The 17,909-nt window shown below is 71.0% G+C and carries 14 protein-coding genes; 10 read left to right on the top strand and 4 right to left on the bottom strand.

Annotated elements, in window-relative coordinates; all coding sequences use genetic code 11:
- The first annotated feature begins 19 nt into the window (after positions 1-19).
- Entirely contained in the window at positions 20-1,507 is a 1,488-nt protein-coding gene (gene miaB / locus AB0H62_RS47335) for a tRNA (N6-isopentenyl adenosine(37)-C2)-methylthiotransferase MiaB (protein WP_360592638.1), read from the top strand.
- Positions 1,504-1,980, top strand: coding sequence for a hypothetical protein (locus AB0H62_RS47330; protein WP_220238102.1), 477 nt, complete (start codon positions 1,504-1,506; stop codon positions 1,978-1,980). Before miaB ends, AB0H62_RS47330 begins: the two co-directional genes overlap by 4 nt.
- Positions 1,981-2,073: 93 nt before the next feature.
- Here the strand turns inward: AB0H62_RS47330 and AB0H62_RS47325 are convergent, their stop codons facing one another.
- Entirely contained in the window at positions 2,074-3,387 is a 1,314-nt protein-coding gene (locus AB0H62_RS47325) for a DUF349 domain-containing protein (protein WP_220238103.1), read from the bottom strand.
- A 218-nt stretch (positions 3,388-3,605) separates the two neighbouring features.
- On the opposite strand from AB0H62_RS47325, the gene miaA reads away from it, so the two are divergent.
- Complete coding sequence (miaA, locus tag AB0H62_RS47320; RefSeq protein WP_360592637.1) at positions 3,606-4,526, top strand: tRNA (adenosine(37)-N6)-dimethylallyltransferase MiaA; 921 nt, start codon at positions 3,606-3,608, stop codon at positions 4,524-4,526.
- A gap of 10 nt (positions 4,527-4,536) precedes the next feature.
- Positions 4,537-5,364 carry a diaminopimelate epimerase gene (gene dapF / locus AB0H62_RS47315; protein ID WP_220238104.1) on the top strand — a complete coding sequence of 276 codons (828 nt, stop codon included), beginning with the start codon at positions 4,537-4,539 and terminating at the stop codon, positions 5,362-5,364.
- Positions 5,365-5,386: 22 nt separating this feature from the next.
- Here dapF and valS read toward each other — a convergent pair whose 3' ends face one another.
- Together valS and AB0H62_RS47305 are read right to left on the bottom strand one after the other, a co-directional pair.
- A complete protein-coding gene (valS, locus tag AB0H62_RS47310; RefSeq protein ID WP_360592636.1) occupies positions 5,387-7,918 on the bottom strand; it encodes a valine--tRNA ligase in 2,532 nt (843 codons plus the stop codon).
- A 10-nt stretch (positions 7,919-7,928) separates the two neighbouring features.
- Positions 7,929-9,182 (bottom strand): MFS transporter, encoded by a 1,254-nt coding sequence (locus AB0H62_RS47305; protein ID WP_220238106.1) that lies wholly within the window; start codon positions 9,180-9,182, stop codon positions 7,929-7,931.
- Between the two features lie 63 nt (positions 9,183-9,245).
- On the opposite strand from AB0H62_RS47305, the gene AB0H62_RS47300 reads away from it, so the two are divergent.
- Genes AB0H62_RS47300 through AB0H62_RS47290 form a run of 3 tightly spaced genes read left to right on the top strand, consistent with a single transcriptional unit; the run spans position 9,246 to position 12,304 of the window.
- Positions 9,246-9,749: a winged helix-turn-helix domain-containing protein gene (locus AB0H62_RS47300; RefSeq protein ID WP_360592635.1), complete on the top strand. Its 504-nt coding sequence runs from the start codon at positions 9,246-9,248 to the stop codon at positions 9,747-9,749.
- Between the two features lie 42 nt (positions 9,750-9,791).
- The gene (gene hflX, locus AB0H62_RS47295; protein ID WP_220238108.1) at positions 9,792-11,225 is read left to right on the top strand and encodes a GTPase HflX; all 1,434 of its coding nucleotides are present in this window, start codon (positions 9,792-9,794) and stop codon (positions 11,223-11,225) included.
- Between the two features lie 53 nt (positions 11,226-11,278).
- Positions 11,279-12,304 carry a hypothetical protein gene (locus AB0H62_RS47290; protein ID WP_360592634.1) on the top strand — a complete coding sequence of 342 codons (1,026 nt, stop codon included), beginning with the start codon at positions 11,279-11,281 and terminating at the stop codon, positions 12,302-12,304.
- A 304-nt stretch (positions 12,305-12,608) separates the two neighbouring features.
- Here AB0H62_RS47290 and lexA read toward each other — a convergent pair whose 3' ends face one another.
- Positions 12,609-13,325 carry a transcriptional repressor LexA gene (gene lexA / locus AB0H62_RS47285; protein ID WP_220238110.1) on the bottom strand — a complete coding sequence of 239 codons (717 nt, stop codon included), beginning with the start codon at positions 13,323-13,325 and terminating at the stop codon, positions 12,609-12,611.
- Between the two features lie 331 nt (positions 13,326-13,656).
- Here lexA and AB0H62_RS47280 point away from each other — a divergent pair, with 331 nt between their 5' ends.
- The 3 genes from AB0H62_RS47280 (at position 13,657) to AB0H62_RS47270 (ending at position 17,816) form a co-directional block, all read left to right on the top strand.
- Positions 13,657-14,160, top strand: coding sequence for a LysM peptidoglycan-binding domain-containing protein (locus tag AB0H62_RS47280; RefSeq protein WP_220238111.1), 504 nt, complete (start codon positions 13,657-13,659; stop codon positions 14,158-14,160).
- A gap of 308 nt (positions 14,161-14,468) precedes the next feature.
- Positions 14,469-14,960 (top strand): transcriptional regulator NrdR, encoded by a 492-nt coding sequence (gene nrdR, locus AB0H62_RS47275; RefSeq protein WP_220238112.1) that lies wholly within the window; start codon positions 14,469-14,471, stop codon positions 14,958-14,960.
- 39 nt (positions 14,961-14,999) lie between these two features.
- Positions 15,000-17,816 (top strand): vitamin B12-dependent ribonucleotide reductase, encoded by a 2,817-nt coding sequence (locus AB0H62_RS47270; protein ID WP_220238113.1) that lies wholly within the window; start codon positions 15,000-15,002, stop codon positions 17,814-17,816.
- Positions 17,817-17,909: the final 93 nt, after the last annotated feature.

Here is a 17,909-nt window from a genome sequence, read left to right as displayed (position 1 = left end):
GGGTTACCCTGGCTACCTGATGACCGAGAATCGCAAGACCTTCCAGATCCGCACCTTCGGCTGCCAGATGAACGTGCACGACTCGGAACGGCTCGCCGGTCAGCTCGAGGAGGCCGGGTACGTCCCCGCGAGCGCGGAGGCGAAGCCGGACCTGGTCGTGTTCAACACCTGCGCGGTGCGCGAGAACGCGGACAACAAGCTGTACGGCACCCTGGGCCACCTGCGCCCGGACAAGATCGCCAACCCCGACATGCAGATCGCGGTCGGCGGGTGCCTGGCGCAGAAAGACCGCGGGGACATCGTCAAGCGCGCCCCGTGGGTCGACGTCGTGTTCGGCACGCACAACATCGGCTCGCTGCCGACGCTGCTGGAGCGCGCCCGGCACAACGCCGAGGCCGAGGTGGAGATCCTCGAGTCGCTCGAGACGTTCCCCTCCACGCTGCCCGCGCGTCGCGAGTCGTCGTACGCGAGCTGGGTGTCGGTTTCGGTGGGGTGCAACAACACCTGCACGTTCTGCATCGTGCCGTCATTGCGGGGCAAGGAACGCGACCGCCGCCCGGGCGAGATCCTCGCCGAGGTCGAGGCGCTCGTGGCCGAGGGTGTGCTGGAGGTGACGCTGCTGGGGCAGAACGTGAACTCCTACGGCGTCGAGTTCGGCGACCGGCTGGCGTTCGGCAAGCTGCTGCGCGCGACCGGCGGGATCAGCGGCCTGGAGCGCGTGCGGTTCACCTCGCCGCATCCGGCGGCGTTCACCTCCGACGTGATCGACGCGATGGCCGAGACCGCCAACGTCTGCCACCAGCTGCACATGCCGCTGCAATCGGGTTCGGACCGGGTGCTGCGCGAGATGCGGCGTTCGTACCGCTCCGGGCGCTACCTGAAAATCCTCGACGAGGTGCGCGCGGCGATGCCCGACGCGGCCATCACCACGGACATCATCGTCGGCTTCCCCGGCGAGACCGAAGAAGACTTCCAGGCGACGCTCGACGTGGTGAGCGAGGCGCGGTTCTCCAGCGCGTTCACGTTCCAGTACTCGAAGCGCCCCGGCACGCCGGCCGCGACGATGGCCGACCAGCTGCCGAAGGAGGTCGTGCAGGAACGCTACGACCGGCTCGTGCAGCTGCAGAACGAGATCTCCTGGGCGGAGAACAAGAAGCTGGTCGGGACCAAGGTCGAGCTGCTCGTGGCCGCGGGCGAGGGCCGCAAGGACGCCGAGACGCACCGCATGAGCGGCCGCGCCCGCGACGGGCGGCTCGTGCACTTCACGCCCGCCGGGTCCGTTGTGGACCGTGCGGTGCGCCCGGGCGACGTCGTCGAGACGGTGATCACCTACGGCGCCCCGCACCACCTGGTCGCCGACGGCGATCTCCTGACGCACCGCCGCACCACGGCGGGCGACAACGCCGAAGCCGGTCTTCGGCCCAAGACGAGCGGGGTCACGCTGGGACTGCCGGGCTTCGGAGCCCCGGCCGTCGAGCCGGCCCCGGTGAGTGGGTGTGTGCTGTGAGCGAGCCAGGAACGCCGGCCGAGGTCGACGAGGAGCTGACCGACCAGATCGACCAGGCGGGAGCGCGCGCGTCCCGCACGGTCGAGCTGGGCCGCCGCGGCTTCTACATCGCCGTGTTCATCGTCGTGCTGCTCGTGGCGCAGTTCCTGCCGTGGGTCGGCGACCACGCGGGCTACCAGGTCCTCCAAGGCGCCGGCGGCGGCATCCCGCAGCTGTTCGCCGCGACGTCCACGGGCATCGGCGTCCTCGCCGGCGCGGTGGGCGTGGCCACGCGCCGCTGGTGGGTCGCCTGGTGCTGCGCGGCCGGCGGCTGGTTCGCCTCGGTGGACGGGCTGCTGTCGGTGTGGTCCCAGCAGTCGGCCCACGCGAACGGCGCCGTCGGCGGCGGGCCGGGGATCGGGATGATCGTCGCGTGGATCGCCACGATCGTCCTGGCGACGATGTGGATGAGGACGGCTTTCTCGCGGGCTTGAGGTTCACCCATCGCGACCACAACCCACCCGAACGATCGAAAAGGGCCGCCCCCGGTGGAAATCCGGGAGCGGCCCTCGTCGAAGAACCAGCGATCAGCGGTCCGCCACAGCGGCCTCCGCCGCTTCCATCCACTCGCGCCACTGGGCGGCCTGCTCGTCGGCCTTGCGGGCGCGGCGCTCGTCGCCTGCGGCGCGGGCCTTGGCGGCCTGCGACTCGAACTGTTCGACGCGCTCGCGGAACTGGGCGGCGCGGGCCTGGGCCTCCGGGTCGGTGCGGCGCCAGCGGCTGTCCTCGGCGGACTTGACGGAGTCCTGGACCGTCTTGAGCCGGCCGTCGAGCTCGCGGATGCGTTCGCGCGGGACCTTGCCGATCTCGTCCCACTGTTCCTGGATGCGGCGCAGCGCGGACTTGGCGGCGTCGAGGTTGGCGGCGACGTCGATCTTCTCCGCCTCGACCAGCAGCTCTTCCTTGCGGGCGGCGTTGCCGGCGAACTCGGTGTCGCGCTCGGTGAACACCGCCGAGCGGCGGGCGAAGAAGGCGTCCTGGGCCGCGCGGAAGCGCTGCCACAGTGCCTCGTCGCTGTCCTTGGGTGCGCGGCCGGCCGCGCGCCACTCGGCCATGAGCTCCTTGTAGCGGCCGGCGGTGGCGCCCCAGTCGTCGGACTCGGCGAGCGACTCGGCCTCGGTGATGAGCTCTTCCTTGCGGTGCTTGGCGCTCGCGCGCTGCTTGTCCAGCTCCGCGAAGTGCGAGCCGCGGCGGCGGTTGAACGCCTCGCGGGCCTTGGAGAACCGCTTCCACAGCTCGTCGTCGGTCTTGCGGTCGACGCCCTTGACGGTCTTCCACTCGTCCAGGATCGTGCGCAGCCGGTCGCCCGCGACCTTCCACTGGGTCGAGTCGGCGGCGATCTTCTCCGCCTCCTCGGCCAGCTCCTGCTTGCGCGAAACGGCGGCCGCGCGGGCCTCCTCGCGCTCCTGCTTGACCTTGCCCAGCGCCTTCTCGGCGGCGGCTATCACGTACTCGACGCGCGCGGCCAGCGCGGCGAGGTCACCGACCACCGCCGACTCGGCCAGCCCGTCGCGGATCTGCGTGGCGTTCGACAGCGCGTGCTTCGGGTCGCCGACGCCCGAACTCAGCCGCGTTTCCAGCAGCTCGACCTCGGTGCGCACGTCATCGAAGCGGCGGGCGTAGTGCAGCAGCCCCTCGTCGGGCGTGCCCGCCTGCCAGACCCCGACCGCGCGCTCGCCGTCGGCGGTGAAAACGAAGACGGTGCCCTCGGCGTCGACCCGGCCCCAGGTGGACGGGCTGGGCTCGGCGGCCGGCACCGGAGGTGCGGTCTGGGCGCTGCCGGGCGCGTGGGGCACCGGGTGCGGTGCCGGGGTGCCGCTGGACGTGTTCTCCTGGGCCATCGCAGGCTCCTTATCGCCTGTACGCCCGCTGGTGCGGGCGCCCCGCGTGCTGCGGGGCCGGGTTACGCGGTGGTGCTTCCGGGGGCATGGGGCCCCAGCGGCATTCAAGCAGCTCAGCGCCTGCTGTGGTACTGGATGAGCCACCTGAAGCCAGTGATCCTACTTCTCCTTGACGCTCCGTGTCGGCGGTCCACCCCGTCCAGGTACCCTCGGCCAGCGTGATCAGCCCTGCTCAGCCGCCTCGTCCGGTGGCCGTCGTCGGTCCCACGGCCACCGGGAAGACGGCGCTGGCCGTGGAGCTCGCCCTCGCCCTCGGCGGTGAGGTCGTGAACGCCGACGCGCTCCAGCTCTACCGCGGCATGGACCTCGGCACGGCCAAGGCCACCGAAGCCGAGCGGCGCGGCGTGCCCCACCACCTGCTCGACGTCCTCGACGTCACCGAGACCGCGTCTGTCGCCGCCTACCAGCGCGACGCCCGCCGTGTGATCGAAGACCTCCTCGCCGCCGGCCGCGTGCCCGTCCTGACCGGCGGCTCGGGCCTCTACGTGCAGGCCGTGCTCGACGACCTGAAGTTCCCCGGCACCGACCCCGCCATCCGAGCCGGGCTCGAAGCCGAGGCCACCGAACGCGGCACGGCGACCCTCTACGCGCGGCTGGCCGAAAAAGACCCCGTGGCGGCCGCCGTCATCCTGCCCACGAACACCCGCCGGATCGTGCGCGCGCTGGAGGTCATGGAGCTCACCGGAGAGCCCTTCTCCGCGAACCTGCCCAAGCCCGGCCCCGCCCGCTATGGCACGGTGCTGATCGGCATCGACCGCGAAGCCGCCGAGCTCGACGAGCGCGTCGACCTGCGCGTGGCGCGCATGTTCGAGGCCGGGCTCGTCGACGAGGTGCAGGAGCTCGAAGCCCGCGGTCTGCGCGACGGCAAGACGGCGTCCCGGGCGCTGGGCTACCAGCAGGTGCTCGCCGAGTTCGACGGCGAAGGCGACTTCGCGGCGGCCGCCGCGGCGACCGCACAGGCCACCCGCCGCTTCGTCCGGCGGCAACGCTCCTGGTTCCGCCGCGACAAGCGCATCCAGTGGTTCGACGGCGCTTCCCCCGACCTGGCCGCGCGCGTGCACGACGCCCTGGCCCAGTAATCTTGTCCCCATGGGCGGCATCGAGTTTCTCAAGGGCCACGGCACGCAGAACGACTTCGTGCTGCTGCCCGACGCGTCCGGCCGCCTCGACCTCACGGCGGAGCGCGTGGCGGCACTGTGCGACCGCCGGCGCGGCCTGGGCGCCGACGGTGTGCTGCGCGTGGTGCGTGCCAACGCGCTGGGCGAGGCGTCCGAGGGCGAGTGGTTCATGGACTACCGCAACGCCGACGGCTCGATCGCCGAGATGTGCGGCAACGGCGTGCGCGTGTTCGCCCGCTACCTCGTCGACGCCGGCCTGGCGGGCGACGGCCGCTTCACCATCGGCACCCGCGCGGGCGACCGGCCGGTGGTGGTCCACCCCGACCGCTCCGTGACGGTGGGCATGGGCCCGGCGACGATCACCGGCACCTCCGTCACGGTGGTGGCAGGGAGCCCGTTCTCCGGCGTGGCCGTGGACGTCGGCAACCCGCACCTGGTGTCCGTGCTCGACGACGACGTCGCCGACCTCGACCTGCGCGACCAGCCCGACTTCGACCACGACGTGTTCCCGACCGGCGTGAACCTCGAGTTCGTGAACCTGCTCGGCGAGGGCGCGCTGCGCATGCGCGTCCACGAGCGCGGCGTGGGGGAGACGCGCTCGTGCGGCACCGGCACGGTGGCCGCCGTCGCCGCCGCGCTGCACCTCGCCGGCACCGACACGGGGGAGTCCACTGTGGACATCCTCGGCGGCCGCGTGGTCGTGACCGTCGAACGTGGCGCCGCCACGCTCACCGGTCCGGCGGAGATCGTCGCGCGCGGCGAGCTCGACGAAGCCTGGTGGGCCGCCGCCGGGGCGTGAGCCACGCCCCGGCAGCAACGCGTCAGACCACCGTCACCTCGACAGCCAGCTCGCCGTCACCCGGACGAGTGGTCACGGCGGAGATCACCCCGGCCGCGCGCACATCGTCCGACACCGCGGCGAACTCGCTGAGCAGTTCGTCGGACGCGCTCACCGTCAGGGTTTCGACGGCCGAGCGCATCGACACCTTCGCGTCCGTCTTGGCCCGCCGCACGGCCGCGATCACCGAGCCGGCCAGCGGCAGCAGGGCGACGTCACCGTCGACCCCCGGCGCCTCCGGCCACGGCGCGCGGTGCACCGAACCCGCCTGCCACCACGACCAGACCTCCTCGGCCGTGTAAGGCAGCACCGGCGCGAACAGTCGCACCAGCACCGAAAGCGCGGTCGTCAGCGCCGCGCGGGCCGAGTCCGCGGCCGCCTCGCCGCGATCGCCGTACGCGCGGGCCTTGACCAGCTCGACGTAGTCGTCGCAGAAGGTCCAGAAGAACGTCTCCGTGATCTGCAGCGCCCGCGCCTGGTCCAGGCCTTCGAACGCCGCCGTCGCCTCGGTGACCACGCGCGCGAGCGCGGCGAGCACCGACCGGTCCAGCGGTTCCGTCACGGAAGCGCCCGGCGTGGGCAGGCCGAGCCCGAGCACGAACCGGCTCACGTTGAGCAGCTTCGTCGCCAGGCGCCGCCCGACCTTCATCTGGCCCTGGTCCTCGGCCGTGTCGACGCCGGGGCGTGCGCTCGCCGCCCAGTAGCGCACGGCGTCGGGCCCGAACTGGTCCAGCAGCGCCGCGGGCGTGACGACGTTGCCCGCGGACTTCGACATCTTCTTGCGGTCCGGGTCGAGCACCCAGCCGGAGATCACGGCGTCGCGCCACGGCAGCACGTGCTCTTCCAGCTCGGCCCGCACCGTCGTGGAGAACAACCAGGTGCGGATGATCTCGTGCGCCTGCGGCCGCAGCGAGTACGGGAACACGCGGCGGAACAGGTCGTCGTCGAGGCTCCAGCGCCCGGCGATCTGCGGCGTGAGCGACGACGTGGCCCACGTGTCCATCACGTCCACCTCGCCCGCGAACCCGCCCGGCTTCCCGCGCTGGTCCTCGGTGTAGCCCGGCGGCACGTCGGTGCTCGGGTCCACGGGCAGGGCCGAGTCCGAAGCCACCAGCACGGCTTCGTGGTCGGGCTCGCCGTGCTCGTCGAGCGGGTACCAGACCGGAATCGGCACGCCGAAGAACCGCTGGCGGCTCACGAGCCAGTCGGACGTGAGGCCCTCGGTCCAGGCGCGGAAGCGGACCTCCATGTGCGGCGGCACCCAGTTGAGCTCGCCGCCGCGTTCGAGCAGCTTCGCGCGCAGCTCTTCGTCGCGCCCGCCGTTGGTGAGGTACCACTGGCGGCTCGTGACGATCTCGAGCGGCCGGTCGCCCTTCTCGTAGAACTTCACCGCGTGCGTGATCGCCCGCGGCTCACCGCGCAGCGACCCGTCGGCCCGCAGCGCCTCGACGAGGAGCTGGCGTCCCGTGTGGACGGTCTTGCCGGCCAGCGGGGCGTACGCCTCGGCGGGCACCCCGCGCGGCGGCTCGGGCAGGAACCGCCCGTCGCGGCCGAGCACGGGTCGGGTTTCCAGCCGCAGCGCGCGCCACCACGTGACGTCGGTGGTGTCGCCGAAGGTGCAGACCATCGCGATGCCGGTGCCCTTCTCGGGATCGGCGAGGTGGTGCGCGTGCACCGGCACCTCGACGCCGAACACGGGCGTGCGCACCGTTTTCCCGACGAGGTCGCGGTACCGCTCGTCGTCCGGGTGGGCCACGAGCGCGACGCACGCGGGCAGCAGCTCCGGCCGCGTGGTGGAGATCAGCACCTCGGCGTCTTCGCCCGTGCGGAACACGAGGTCGTGGTACGCGCCGGGCCGCTCGCGGTCCTCCAGCTCGGCCTGCGCGACGGCGGTGCGGAACGTGGTGTCCCACAACGTCGGCGCCTCGGCCTGGTAGGCCTCGCCGCGCGCGAGGTTGCGCAGGAAGGCGCGCTGGGAGATCTCCGTGGTGGCCGGGTCGATGGTCTGGTACGCCAGCGTCCAGTCCACCGACAGCCCGACGCGGCGCCAGACGTCCTCGAAGACCTTCTCGTCCTGTTCGGACAGCGTGCGGCACAGCTCGACGAAGTTGCGGCGCGACACCGGGATCACGTCCTTGCCGGGCTTGGCCGGCGGCGTGAACGACGGGTCGTAGGGCAGGGCCGGCTCGCAGCGCACGCCGTAGTGGTTCTGCACGCGGCGCTCGGTGGGCAGGCCGTTGTCGTCCCAGCCGACGGGGTAGAACACCTCACGCCCGCGCATGCGCTGGTAGCGCGCGAGGACGTCGGTGTGCGTGTAGGAGAACACGTGCCCGATGTGCAGCGAACCGCTCGCCGTGAGTGGCGGCGTGTCGATCGAGTAGATCTCTTCGCGCGGCTTCGTGCGGTCGAAGGTGTGGACGCCGTCCCGCTCCCATACCGCTACCCACTTGTCCTCCAGGCCGTCGACACCGACCTTGTCCGGGACACGAGGGCTGGGGTGCGGGGTAGCGTTCATGAACGAGACTCTAGGCGGGCGCCGCCACCGCTTTCTCGCCCACCGGCAGGTCACGCATGTGCCGCAGCGGCGAGCAGACCACCCACAGCGCCGCGGCGAGCTGGCCGATCACGGCGGTCCACAGCGCGCCGGTGAGCCCGAGCCCCTCGCCGAGCGCGCCGCCCAGCAGCCCGCCGAGCGGCATCGTGCCCCACACGACGAACCGCACGCTCGCGTTCATCCGGCCCAGCAGCCGGTCGGGGGTGATCGCCTGGCGGTAGGAGACCTGCGCGACGTTGTAGAGGATCACGCCGAACCCGGCCAGCGCCAGGCCGAAACCGGCGAGCGGCACGCGCCAGCCGGGCCCCGCGAGCGGCACGAGGAGGTTGCCCGGCCACACGAGCATCGGCAGGAGCCAGATCGAGCGCGCCTGCCCGACGCGCCGGATGATCGCGCCGGCGAACAGCGCGCCGAGGATCCCGCCGATGCCGCCGACGGCCAGCAGCCCGCCGACCGCCGCGGGCGGGAGCCCGGCCGTGCGCGTCAGGAACAGCACCTGCACGGCCTGCGCGGCGGCGCCGAACAGGTTCGCGGTGGCGGTGCAGGCGACGATGGCGCGTAGCGGCTTGTCGGTGAACACGAACTTCAGGCCTTCGAGCATTTGCGGCACCAGGCGTTCGTGCCCGGTCTTCTCGGGCAACTGCTCGACCGTGCGGATCCGCCAGAGGCACAACGCGGAGGCGAGGTAGCCGAGACCGGTGACCAGCACCGTGCTCGCCGCGCCGACGAACTGCACCAGCACACCCGCGGCGCTCGGCCCCGCGATCTGGGCCGAGGACTGCACACCCTGCAGCTTCGCGTTGCCCTCCAGCAACCGGTCGCGGCCCACGAGCGCGGGCAGGTAGGCCTGGTAGGACACGTCGAAGAACACCGTGCCGATGCCCACGAACAGCACGACCACGATCAGCTGGACCATCGTCAGCCCGCCCGCCCACCACGTCAGCGGGATGCTCAGGATCAGCGCCGCGCGGGCCAGGTCGGCCGCGAGCATCACCGGCCGCTTGCGCAACCGGTCCACCCACACACCCGCCGGCAGGCCGATCAGCAGGAAGCCCAGCGTCTCGGCCGTGGTCAGCAGACCCATCTCGAACGGGGTCGCCGCGAGCGTCACCGCCGCCAGCAGCGGGATCGCCGTGACGCCGACAAAAGTGCCGAGCTGGCTCGCCGTGTCGCCGGCGAACAGCCGGCGGAAGTCGGCGTGGAAGAGGAGGGAGTCCCGGTTCACCCGATAGAGTGTTGGCGAGTGATTGGAAAGTGTCAATCACTTAACCGTGCCTAGGCTGTGCGGGTGCCGACCCCACGACGCCCTTCGACGGAGGCCGAGGCCGCCGCGCTCGCGTCCGGAATACGCCTGCGCATCATCCGGTTGACCTCCTTCGAGGCGATGACCAACAAAGAGCTGGCCGAGCGGCTCGGCCGCGACCCGGCCACCACGCTGCACCACGTGCGGCGCCTGGTCGAGACGGGTTTTCTCACTCCGCTGGAAGAGCGCCGCGGCGCTCGTGGTGCCAAGGAGATCCCGTACCTGTCGACCGGCCTGTCCTGGCAGCTCGACAACGGCACGGCGGTCGCGTCCGTCGGCCAGGCCATGCTCGAGGCCTACCTCGCCGAGATGGGGGAGGCCGACGCCGCCGAGGTCGACTCCAGTCGGCTCGTCTTCCAGGTCGCGCCGGCCGAGGTCGCCGAGTTCAAGGATCGGCTCACGCAGCTGCTCGAGGAGTTCCGCGAACGGCCCGCCCAGGCCGGCGCCGAACGCACCGCCATCTACGTATCGATCTATCCCAGCAGGTAATCACTCGGCTCCCGCGCCGAATCGTGGGAGCATGGAGGCACGATGACAGAACTGACACACGAAGACCTGTACGACGACGACCCGTCGACCGGTGAGATGGAGCTCGAGGACCGCGCCTCGCTCCGCCGCGTCGCAGGCCTGTCGACCGAACTCACAGACGTCACCGAGGTCGAATACCGCCAGCTGCGGCTGGAGCGCGTCGTGCTGGTCGGCGTGTGGACCGAAGGCACCGCCGAGCAGTCGGAAGCCTCCCTCGCCGAGCTGGCGAGGCTGGCCGAGACCGCCGGTTCCGAGGTGCTCGAGGGCCTCGTCCAGCGGCGCGCCAAGCCCGACCCGGCGACCTACGTCGGCTCCGGCAAGGTGCGGGAGCTGCGCGACGTGGTCGTGGCGACCGGCGCCGACACGGTGATCTGCGACGGCGAGCTCTCGCCCGGCCAGCTGCGCCAGCTCGAGGAGAAGGTCAAGGTCAAGGTGATCGACCGGACCGCCCTGATCCTCGACATCTTCGCGCAGCACGCCCGATCCAAGGAGGGCAAGGCCCAGGTCGAGCTGGCCCAGCTGCAGTACCTCATCCCGCGGCTTCGCGGTTGGGGTGCGTCGCTGTCCAGGCAGGCCGGTGGTCGCGCCGGTGGCGCCAACGGCGGTGTGGGCCTACGCGGTCCCGGTGAGACGAAGCTCGAGACCGACCGCCGGCGGATCAACAAGCGCGTCGCGAAGCTGCGCCGCGAGATCGCGGCGATGGACACGATCCGCGAGACCAAGCGCGGCCGGCGCGTGGCCAACGAGGTGCCCAGCGTGGCCATCGTCGGCTACACCAACGCCGGCAAGTCGAGCCTGCTCAACGCGCTGACCGGCGCGGGCGTGCTGGTGGAGGACGCACTGTTCGCCACCCTGGACCCGACCACGCGCCGGGCCCAGACGGCCGACGGGCGCACGTTCACCCTCACCGACACCGTCGGGTTCGTGCGGCACCTGCCGCACCAGCTGGTGGACGCGTTCCGCTCGACGCTGGAGGAGGCGGCCGACGCCGACCTGCTGCTGCACGTCGTCGACGGGGCCGACCCGGCGCCCGAGGAGCAGGTGAACGCCGTGCGCGAGGTGCTCGGCGAGATCACCCGCACCCGCAAGGAGCCGCTGCCGCCCGAGCTGCTCGTGATCAACAAGGCCGACGCGGCCGACCAGGTCACGCTGGCGCGACTGCGCCACCAGCTGGCGGGTTCCGTGCTGGTGTCCGCCCGGACCGGCGCCGGTATTCCGGAGCTGGCCGAGGTGCTCGCCGACCGGCTGCCGCGGCCGCAGGTCGTGGTCGAGGCGCTGGTCCCGTACTCGCGGGGCGAGCTCGTGGCCCGCGCCCACTCGGACGGCGAGGTGCTCGAGGAGGAGCACGTCGCCGACGGTACGAGGCTCCTCGTGCGGGTCCACCCGGACCTAGCGGCGGCTTTGCGCCGGTACGAAACCAACTCCTCGGCGCTCTGAACGTCTTCCGTAGTGTGCGGCCGGACCCGGCCGCACACTACGGAGGTGAGCTGGTGCGGGTCGTCCTCGCGGTGACGGCGGTTTTGCTGGTGCTGGGCGCTGTGCCCGCTGCTGCCGCGGCGCCGCCACCGGCGCCCGAATCGCTGTGCAAGGTCACCGACTCGCGGCTGGGGGAGCTCTCCGGCCTCGTCTCCGACGGCGAGCACTGGTACGCGATCAACGACGGCGGCACGAAAGTGCAGGTCTTCGTCCTCGACCACTCGTGCAAGGTGCAGAAGGTGCTCTCCGCGAGCACCGACCCGTACGACGTCGAGGACCTCGCGCGCGCGGCCGACGGCACCCTGTGGCTCTCGGACACCGGCGACAACAGCCACAAGCGCACGACCGTGGCGCTCATGGAGATGAAACCTTCGGGCGGCAGCGTGACGCTGCACCGCCTGACCTATCCCGACGGGCCGCACGACACCGAGGCCCTGCTGCTCGACCGGTCGGGCACGCCGTACCTGATCACCAAGGAAGTGCTTGGTGACGCGGCTGTCTACCGGCCGACCGGTCCTTTGGCCACGCCGGGGCCGACGAAGCTGGAGAAGGTCGGTTCGCTGACCATCCACGACACCGACACGGTGGGCGGGCCGGTGGGCGCGTTCGGATCCGTGCTGGTCACGGGTGGTGCCACCAGTGCCGACGGCAGCGTCGTGGCCCTGCGCACCTACACCGACGCGTACCTGTACCCGGCCCCGGACGGCGACGTGCTCGAGGCGCTCAAACGCAACCCCGTGCGGATCCCGCTGCCGAACGAGAAGCAGGGCGAAGCGCTCGCCTTCGAACCCGACGGCACGCTGCTGTCGGGCGGTGAGGGTGTCGGCCAGCCCATCCGAGCGGTGAAAAACGCGACGGCTCTGGTGGCGGGTGCCGCCGCGCCGCAGCGTGAAGCGGCCAAGCCCGCCGCTTCCGGCGCGACCGGCGGCTCGGACGACTCGTCCGGCTTGCCGCTGCTGCCGGTGGTCGGCATCGCGGTGGTCGTGGTGCTGATCGGCTGGTTCCTGCTCAGCCGGCTGCGTCGCCGCCCGCGCCGCTGAGTTCTGACCGCCGATTTCTGACCGCCGATTTCTGACCGCCGAGTCCTGATCGCTGAGTTCTGACCGTTGAGGTCCGCTCCGGGGAGGCAACCGGGGCGCGGCGCGCACAGCGGGAAGACCACAACGCAAGACCACTCAGCACACGGACCACGCAGCACACGGACCACGCAGCACACGGACCACGCAGCGGACCGCACGGCACCGTCCACACCGGACACCGGGAAGCTCCCGCCCGCGGCGCGGGGACGATCGAGGCCGGGCATCCTCGTCGCCGGCCCGCGGCCGCGTGGGTGGGCTCCCGGGTCTAGAGGCGCCGCAGGACTGCGACGACCTTGCCGAGGATGGTGGCGTCGTCGCCGGGGATCGGCTCGTACGCCTCGTTGTGCGGCATCAGCCAGACGTGGCCGTCCTTGCGCTTGAACGTCTTCACCGTGGCTTCGCCGTCGATCATGGCGGCCACGATGTCGCCGTTCTCCGCGGCGGGCTGCTGGCGGACCACGACCCAGTCGCCGTCGGTGATCGCGGCGTCGATCATCGAGTCGCCGGTGACGCTGAGCAGGAAGAGCTCACCCTCGCCGACGATCTCGCGCGGCAGCGGGAAGACGTCCTCGATCGCCTGCTCGGCCAGCACCGGGCCTCCGGCCGCGATCCGGCCGACCAGCGGCACGTACGCCGCCTTCGGCATGGACGGCTGCTGGTCGATGTCGATGCCCATCGGGTTGTCGTCCGTCGTCGAGAGGACGCCCACGGCCCGCGGCCGGTTCGCGTCGCGGCGCAGGTAACCCTTGCGCTGCAACGCCTTCAGCTGGTGGGACACCGACGAGGTCGACGTGAGCCCCACGGCCTCGCCGATCTCGCGGACGCTCGGCGGGTAGCCGAACCGGGCCACCCAGGTGCGAATCACGTCCAGCACCTGCTGTTGCCGCACGGTCAGCGTCTCGTCCACGTCGTAGACCTCGGGCAGGGCCGTCACCTTCCCCGAGCCACCGGGCGTGGTGCCCGCCTTGCTCTCCTTCGCCACTGTGTGTCGCCTCCCAGCCGTTCGCGGTCGCCTCGCCGGCATCCCGCGCGTTCCCGCGTGCGCCGGCCGGCTCCCGCGGACGCGGGTGCCCTCGCCGGCGACATCTGCCCGGCAGATGTCCTGGTCACCGACGTTAGCCCACCGAGCGTGACGATTTCAAACATCTGTTCGATCGACACGCCGTGTCCTCTCGATTTTGTCGGTGCGGGGTGGTAGACCTTCGCACGGACGTTCGATAGAACGCCTGTTCGACCTGAACCGCATTGTCGCCGGTGAGAGCACCGGACCGGGCTCGGATCGAACCGATCAGCAGGTCAGAAGGAGGTTCGCCATGTCGATTCTGGCAGACCGCGGGATCGTCCGCCCGCTCCGGCCCGCCCGGCAGGCCGCCGCCCCGGCTCGGGTTCCCTCGGGTCCCGCCGCACCCGTTCGCGGCACGCGCGAGCGCCGTGGCGAGCCGCTGCGGCCGCCGACGCGCGCCCGGGTGGTCGTTGGGCCTCGCATAGCGCCGGCCACGTGCGCCCAGGCGCGTCGGCCCGCCGTCCGGTGGCCGTGGCTCGCCGCGATCGCCGTCGCCGCCTGTCTGGTGGTCACCGTTCTGGGTGTTTTCGGGTCCGGCACGCCGGGTGGCGCGGTGCCCGAGCGCACGGCGTCGGTGTCCGTGCAGCAGGGCGACACGCTCACCGCGATCGCCGCCCGGTTCGCACCCGACTCGGACCAGGGCGCTGTGGTCGAGCGCATCAAACAGCTCAACCACCTCGACGACGCCGTCCTCGTGCCGGGATTGCCGCTCACCGTGCCGGTCGCGTCGGAGGTGGCCGGGTTCGGTTCGTGACCGTCGGGATGCGCTCGATCGCGCCACGGATCGGTGCCTTGTTCACCCGCTTGTGTCGCTTGCGTGGGCCGTCCGGGCAATCTATGGTCAACCCCTACATCTGGTAGTTACACCGCTGTAGTTGGTCCACAGGTAGGGGTAGACTGGAGACCAGTTGTCCACAGCTGGGCGGTGTTCACCCACCGGTTGTCCACAAGTCGATCACCAGGCGCGGGTCCGTGCGGGGTGATCGTGGTCCAGGCCGTAGCGTGGCGGCAGGGGCCGGCGTGGATGGACTCGGCCGGCGCGGAGGGGAAGGTGATCGGCGGATGAGGTGCCCGTTCTGCCGGCATGCGGACTCTCGGGTCGTCGACTCCCGAGAGGTGGATGAAGGACAGGCGATCCGGCGGCGGCGCTCGTGCGCGCAGTGCGGCCGGCGCTTCACCACGTCGGAGACGATGGTGCTCGCCGTCGTCAAGCGGTCCGGCGTCACCGAGCAGTTCAGCCGGGACAAGGTCGTCAACGGCGTGCGGCGGGCCTGTCAGGGCCGGCCGGTCGACGACGACGCGCTGCAGAAGCTCGCGCAGCGCGTGGAGGAGTCGATCCGCTCCGCCGGTCTGGCGGAGATCCCGAGCCACGAGGTCGGTCTGGCCATCCTCGGTCCCTTGCGGGAGCTCGACGGGGTCGCCTACCTCCGGTTCGCCAGCGTCTACCGCTCGTTCTCCTCGGTCGAGGACTTCGAGAAGGAGATCGCTGACCTGCGGGAAGCCATGGCGGGTACTGCCGCGGAAGAAGGAAGCGAGCGCGCCGGAGACGACTGAGTGTCGCCTGCGCCGCGCGGGAGCGAGGGACGAGACCCGATGACCGAAACCGTGGGAACCGGCGCGGCGGCCGCCGGCCGGAGCAAGAAGAAGGCCAGTGGTGGTCTGGCCGTCAAGCGGGTCTTCACGACCGAAGGCGTGCACCCGTACGACGACGTCGTGTGGGAGAAGCGCGATGTCGTGATGACCAACTGGCGCGACGGCAGCGTCAACTTCGAGCAGCGGGGCGTCGAGTTCCCCGAGTTCTGGTCGGTGAACGCTACCAACATCGTCACCAGCAAGTACTTCCGCGGCGCCGTCGGCTCCCCGCAGCGCGAGAGCAGCCTCAAGCAGCTCATCGACCGCGTGGTGAAGACGTACGTGAAGGCCGCCGCGGACTACGGCTACTTCGCCGGTGCAGGCGACCTGGAGATCTTCGAGCACGAGCTCACCTGGATGCTGCTGCACCAGGTCTTCAGCTTCAACTCGCCCGTCTGGTTCAACGTCGGCACGTCCTCGAAGCAGCAGGTCTCGGCGTGCTTCATCCTGTCGGTCGACGACACGATGGAGTCGATCCTGAACTGGTACCGCGAGGAGGGCCTGATCTTCAAGGGCGGCTCCGGCGCGGGCCTCAACCTCTCCCGCATCCGCTCCTCGAAGGAGCTGCTCACCTCCGGCGGCACCGCGTCCGGCCCGGTTTCGTTCATGCGCGGCGCCGACGCGTCCGCGGGCACCATCAAGTCCGGCGGCGCCACGCGGCGCGCGGCGAAGATGGTCGTGCTCGACGTCGACCACCCCGACATCGAGGAGTTCATCCAGACCAAGGCGCGCGAAGAGGAGAAGATCAAGGTCCTCCGCGACGCCGGGTTCGACATGGACCTCTCCGGCGCGGACATCGCGTCGGTGCAGTACCAGAACGCCAACAACTCCGTGCGCGTGTCCGACGAGTTCATGCAGGCCGTGGAGAACGGCACGGAGTTCGGGCTGCGCGCCCGCCTCACCGGCGAGGTCATCGAGCGCACCGACGCGAAGAAGCTGTTCCGCACCATGGCGCAGGCCGCGTGGGAGTGCGCCGACCCGGGCGTGCAGTACGACGGCACGATCAACGACTGGCACACCTGCCCGGAGTCCGGCCGCATCAGCGCGTCGAACCCGTGCAGCGAGTACATGCACCTCGACAACTCCAGCTGCAACCTCGCGTCGCTGAACCTGCTGAAGTTCGTGGCCGACGACGGCACGTTCGACGCGCCGCTGTTCGCGAAGGCCGTGGAGTTCGTGATCACGGCGATGGACATCTCCATCTGCTTCGCCGACTTCCCGACCGAGCCGATCGCCGACACCACGCGCAAGTTCCGCCAGCTGGGCATCGGGTACGCCAACCTCGGCGCGCTGCTGATGGCGCTGGGCCACGCGTACGACTCCGAAGGCGGCCGCGCGCTCGCCGGCGCGATCACGTCGCTCATGACCGGTGTGTCGTACCGCCGCTCGGCGGAGATGGCCAAGGTCGTCGGCGCGTACGAGGGTTATGCGCGCAACGCCGAGGCGCACCAGCGCGTGATGCGCAAGCACGCCGCGGCCAACGAGCTGGTCCGCACCTACCACTCCAACGACGCGGCCGTCCGCGCGCTGGCCACCGAGGAGTGGCAGCGCGGCGTCGAGCTCGGCACGCGCCACGGCTGGCGCAACGCGCAGGCCTCGGTGCTCGCGCCCACCGGCACCATCGGCTTCATGATGGACTGCGACACCACGGGCATCGAGCCGGACTTCTCGCTGGTGAAGTTCAAGAAGCTCGTCGGCGGCGGGTCGATGCAGATCGTGAACCAGACCGTGCCGCGCGCGCTGCGGGTGCTGGGCTACCAGGACGAGCAGGTGGAGGCGATCGTCGAGTACGTGGCGCAGCACGGCCACGTCGTCGACGCGCCGGGCCTGCGTCCCGAGCACTACGAGGTCTTCGACTGCGCGGTGGGCGAGCGCTCCATCGCGCCGATGGGCCACGTGCGGATGATGGCCGCGGTGCAGCCGTTCCTGTCGGGCGCGATCTCGAAGACGGTGAACATGCCGGAGACGGCGACCGTCGAAGAGGTCGAGGAGATCTACTTCCAGGGCTGGAAGCTGGGCCTCAAGGCGCTGGCGATCTACCGCGACAACTGCAAGGTCGGCCAGCCGCTGTCCACGGCGAAGAAGAAGGAAGCCGAGCCGGAGCCGGAGAAGGTCGTGGAGTACCGCCCGGTGCGCCGCCGCCTGCCGAAGAAGCGCCCGAGCCAGACGGTGTCGTTCACCGTCGGCGGCGCCGAGGGCTACCTCCACGCGGGCTCCTACCCGGACGACGGCCTCGGCGAGATCTTCGTCAAGCTCGGCAAGCAGGGTTCGACGCTGGCGGGCGTGATGGACGCCTTCTCGATGTCGATCTCCGTGGGCCTGCAGCACGGCATCCCGCTGGAGTTCTACGTCTCGAAGTTCTCCAACCTGCGCTTCGAACCGGCCGGCATGACGGACGACCCGGACATCCGCATCGCCACCAGCGTGATGGACTACCTCTTCCGCCGCCTGGCCCTCGACTACCTGCCGTACGAGAAGCGCTCGCAACTCGGCATCTTCACCGCCGACGAACGCTCGGCCGAAGTGGAATCCAACTACGGCGGCATGGACCTCGAAGCCCTGCGCACCAGCGTCGACTCCTCCCCGGCCTCCGCGACCACCCCGGCCGCCCCGCCCACCCCGGCGGCCCCGGACGCGCACTCCACGGCCGAACTGATGGAACTCCACCTCGGCAAAGCCGCGGACGCGCCGTTGTGCATGACGTGCGGCACGAAGATGCGGCCTGCGGGGTCGTGTTATGCCTGTGAAGGGTGTGGAGCTACGTCGGGTTGTAGCTGATTGTCGTGAAGTGGTGAAGCGGGGAGCCGGGTTTCCGGCTCCCCGCTTTGCTTTGCCGGCGACCGGATTTCCGCACAGGATCTCCACACGTCC

This window comes from Amycolatopsis sp. NPDC050768, assembly GCF_040654155.1.
GTDB lineage: Bacteria > Actinomycetota > Actinomycetes > Mycobacteriales > Pseudonocardiaceae > Amycolatopsis.
This window is presented reverse-complemented; position numbering and strand designations above follow the sequence as displayed.

What these genes read in the sequence shown, in the direction of transcription:
- dapF (WP_220238104.1), top strand. Translation starts at nt 4,537, where the DNA reads ATGGGCGGCATCGAGTTTCTCAAGGGCCACGGCACGCAGAACGACTTC.
- AB0H62_RS47270 (WP_220238113.1), top strand. Translation starts at nt 15,000, where the DNA reads ATGACCGAAACCGTGGGAACCGGCGCGGCGGCCGCCGGCCGGAGCAAG.
- miaB (WP_360592638.1), top strand. Translation starts at nt 20, where the DNA reads ATGACCGAGAATCGCAAGACCTTCCAGATCCGCACCTTCGGCTGCCAG.
- nrdR (WP_220238112.1), top strand. Translation starts at nt 14,469, where the DNA reads ATGAGGTGCCCGTTCTGCCGGCATGCGGACTCTCGGGTCGTCGACTCC.
- AB0H62_RS47280 (WP_220238111.1), top strand. Translation starts at nt 13,657, where the DNA reads ATGTCGATTCTGGCAGACCGCGGGATCGTCCGCCCGCTCCGGCCCGCC.
- hflX (WP_220238108.1), top strand. Translation starts at nt 9,792, where the DNA reads ATGACAGAACTGACACACGAAGACCTGTACGACGACGACCCGTCGACC.
- AB0H62_RS47325 (WP_220238103.1), bottom strand. Translation starts at nt 3,387, where the DNA reads ATGGCCCAGGAGAACACGTCCAGCGGCACCCCGGCACCGCACCCGGTG.
- valS (WP_360592636.1), bottom strand. Translation starts at nt 7,918, where the DNA reads ATGAACGCTACCCCGCACCCCAGCCCTCGTGTCCCGGACAAGGTCGGT.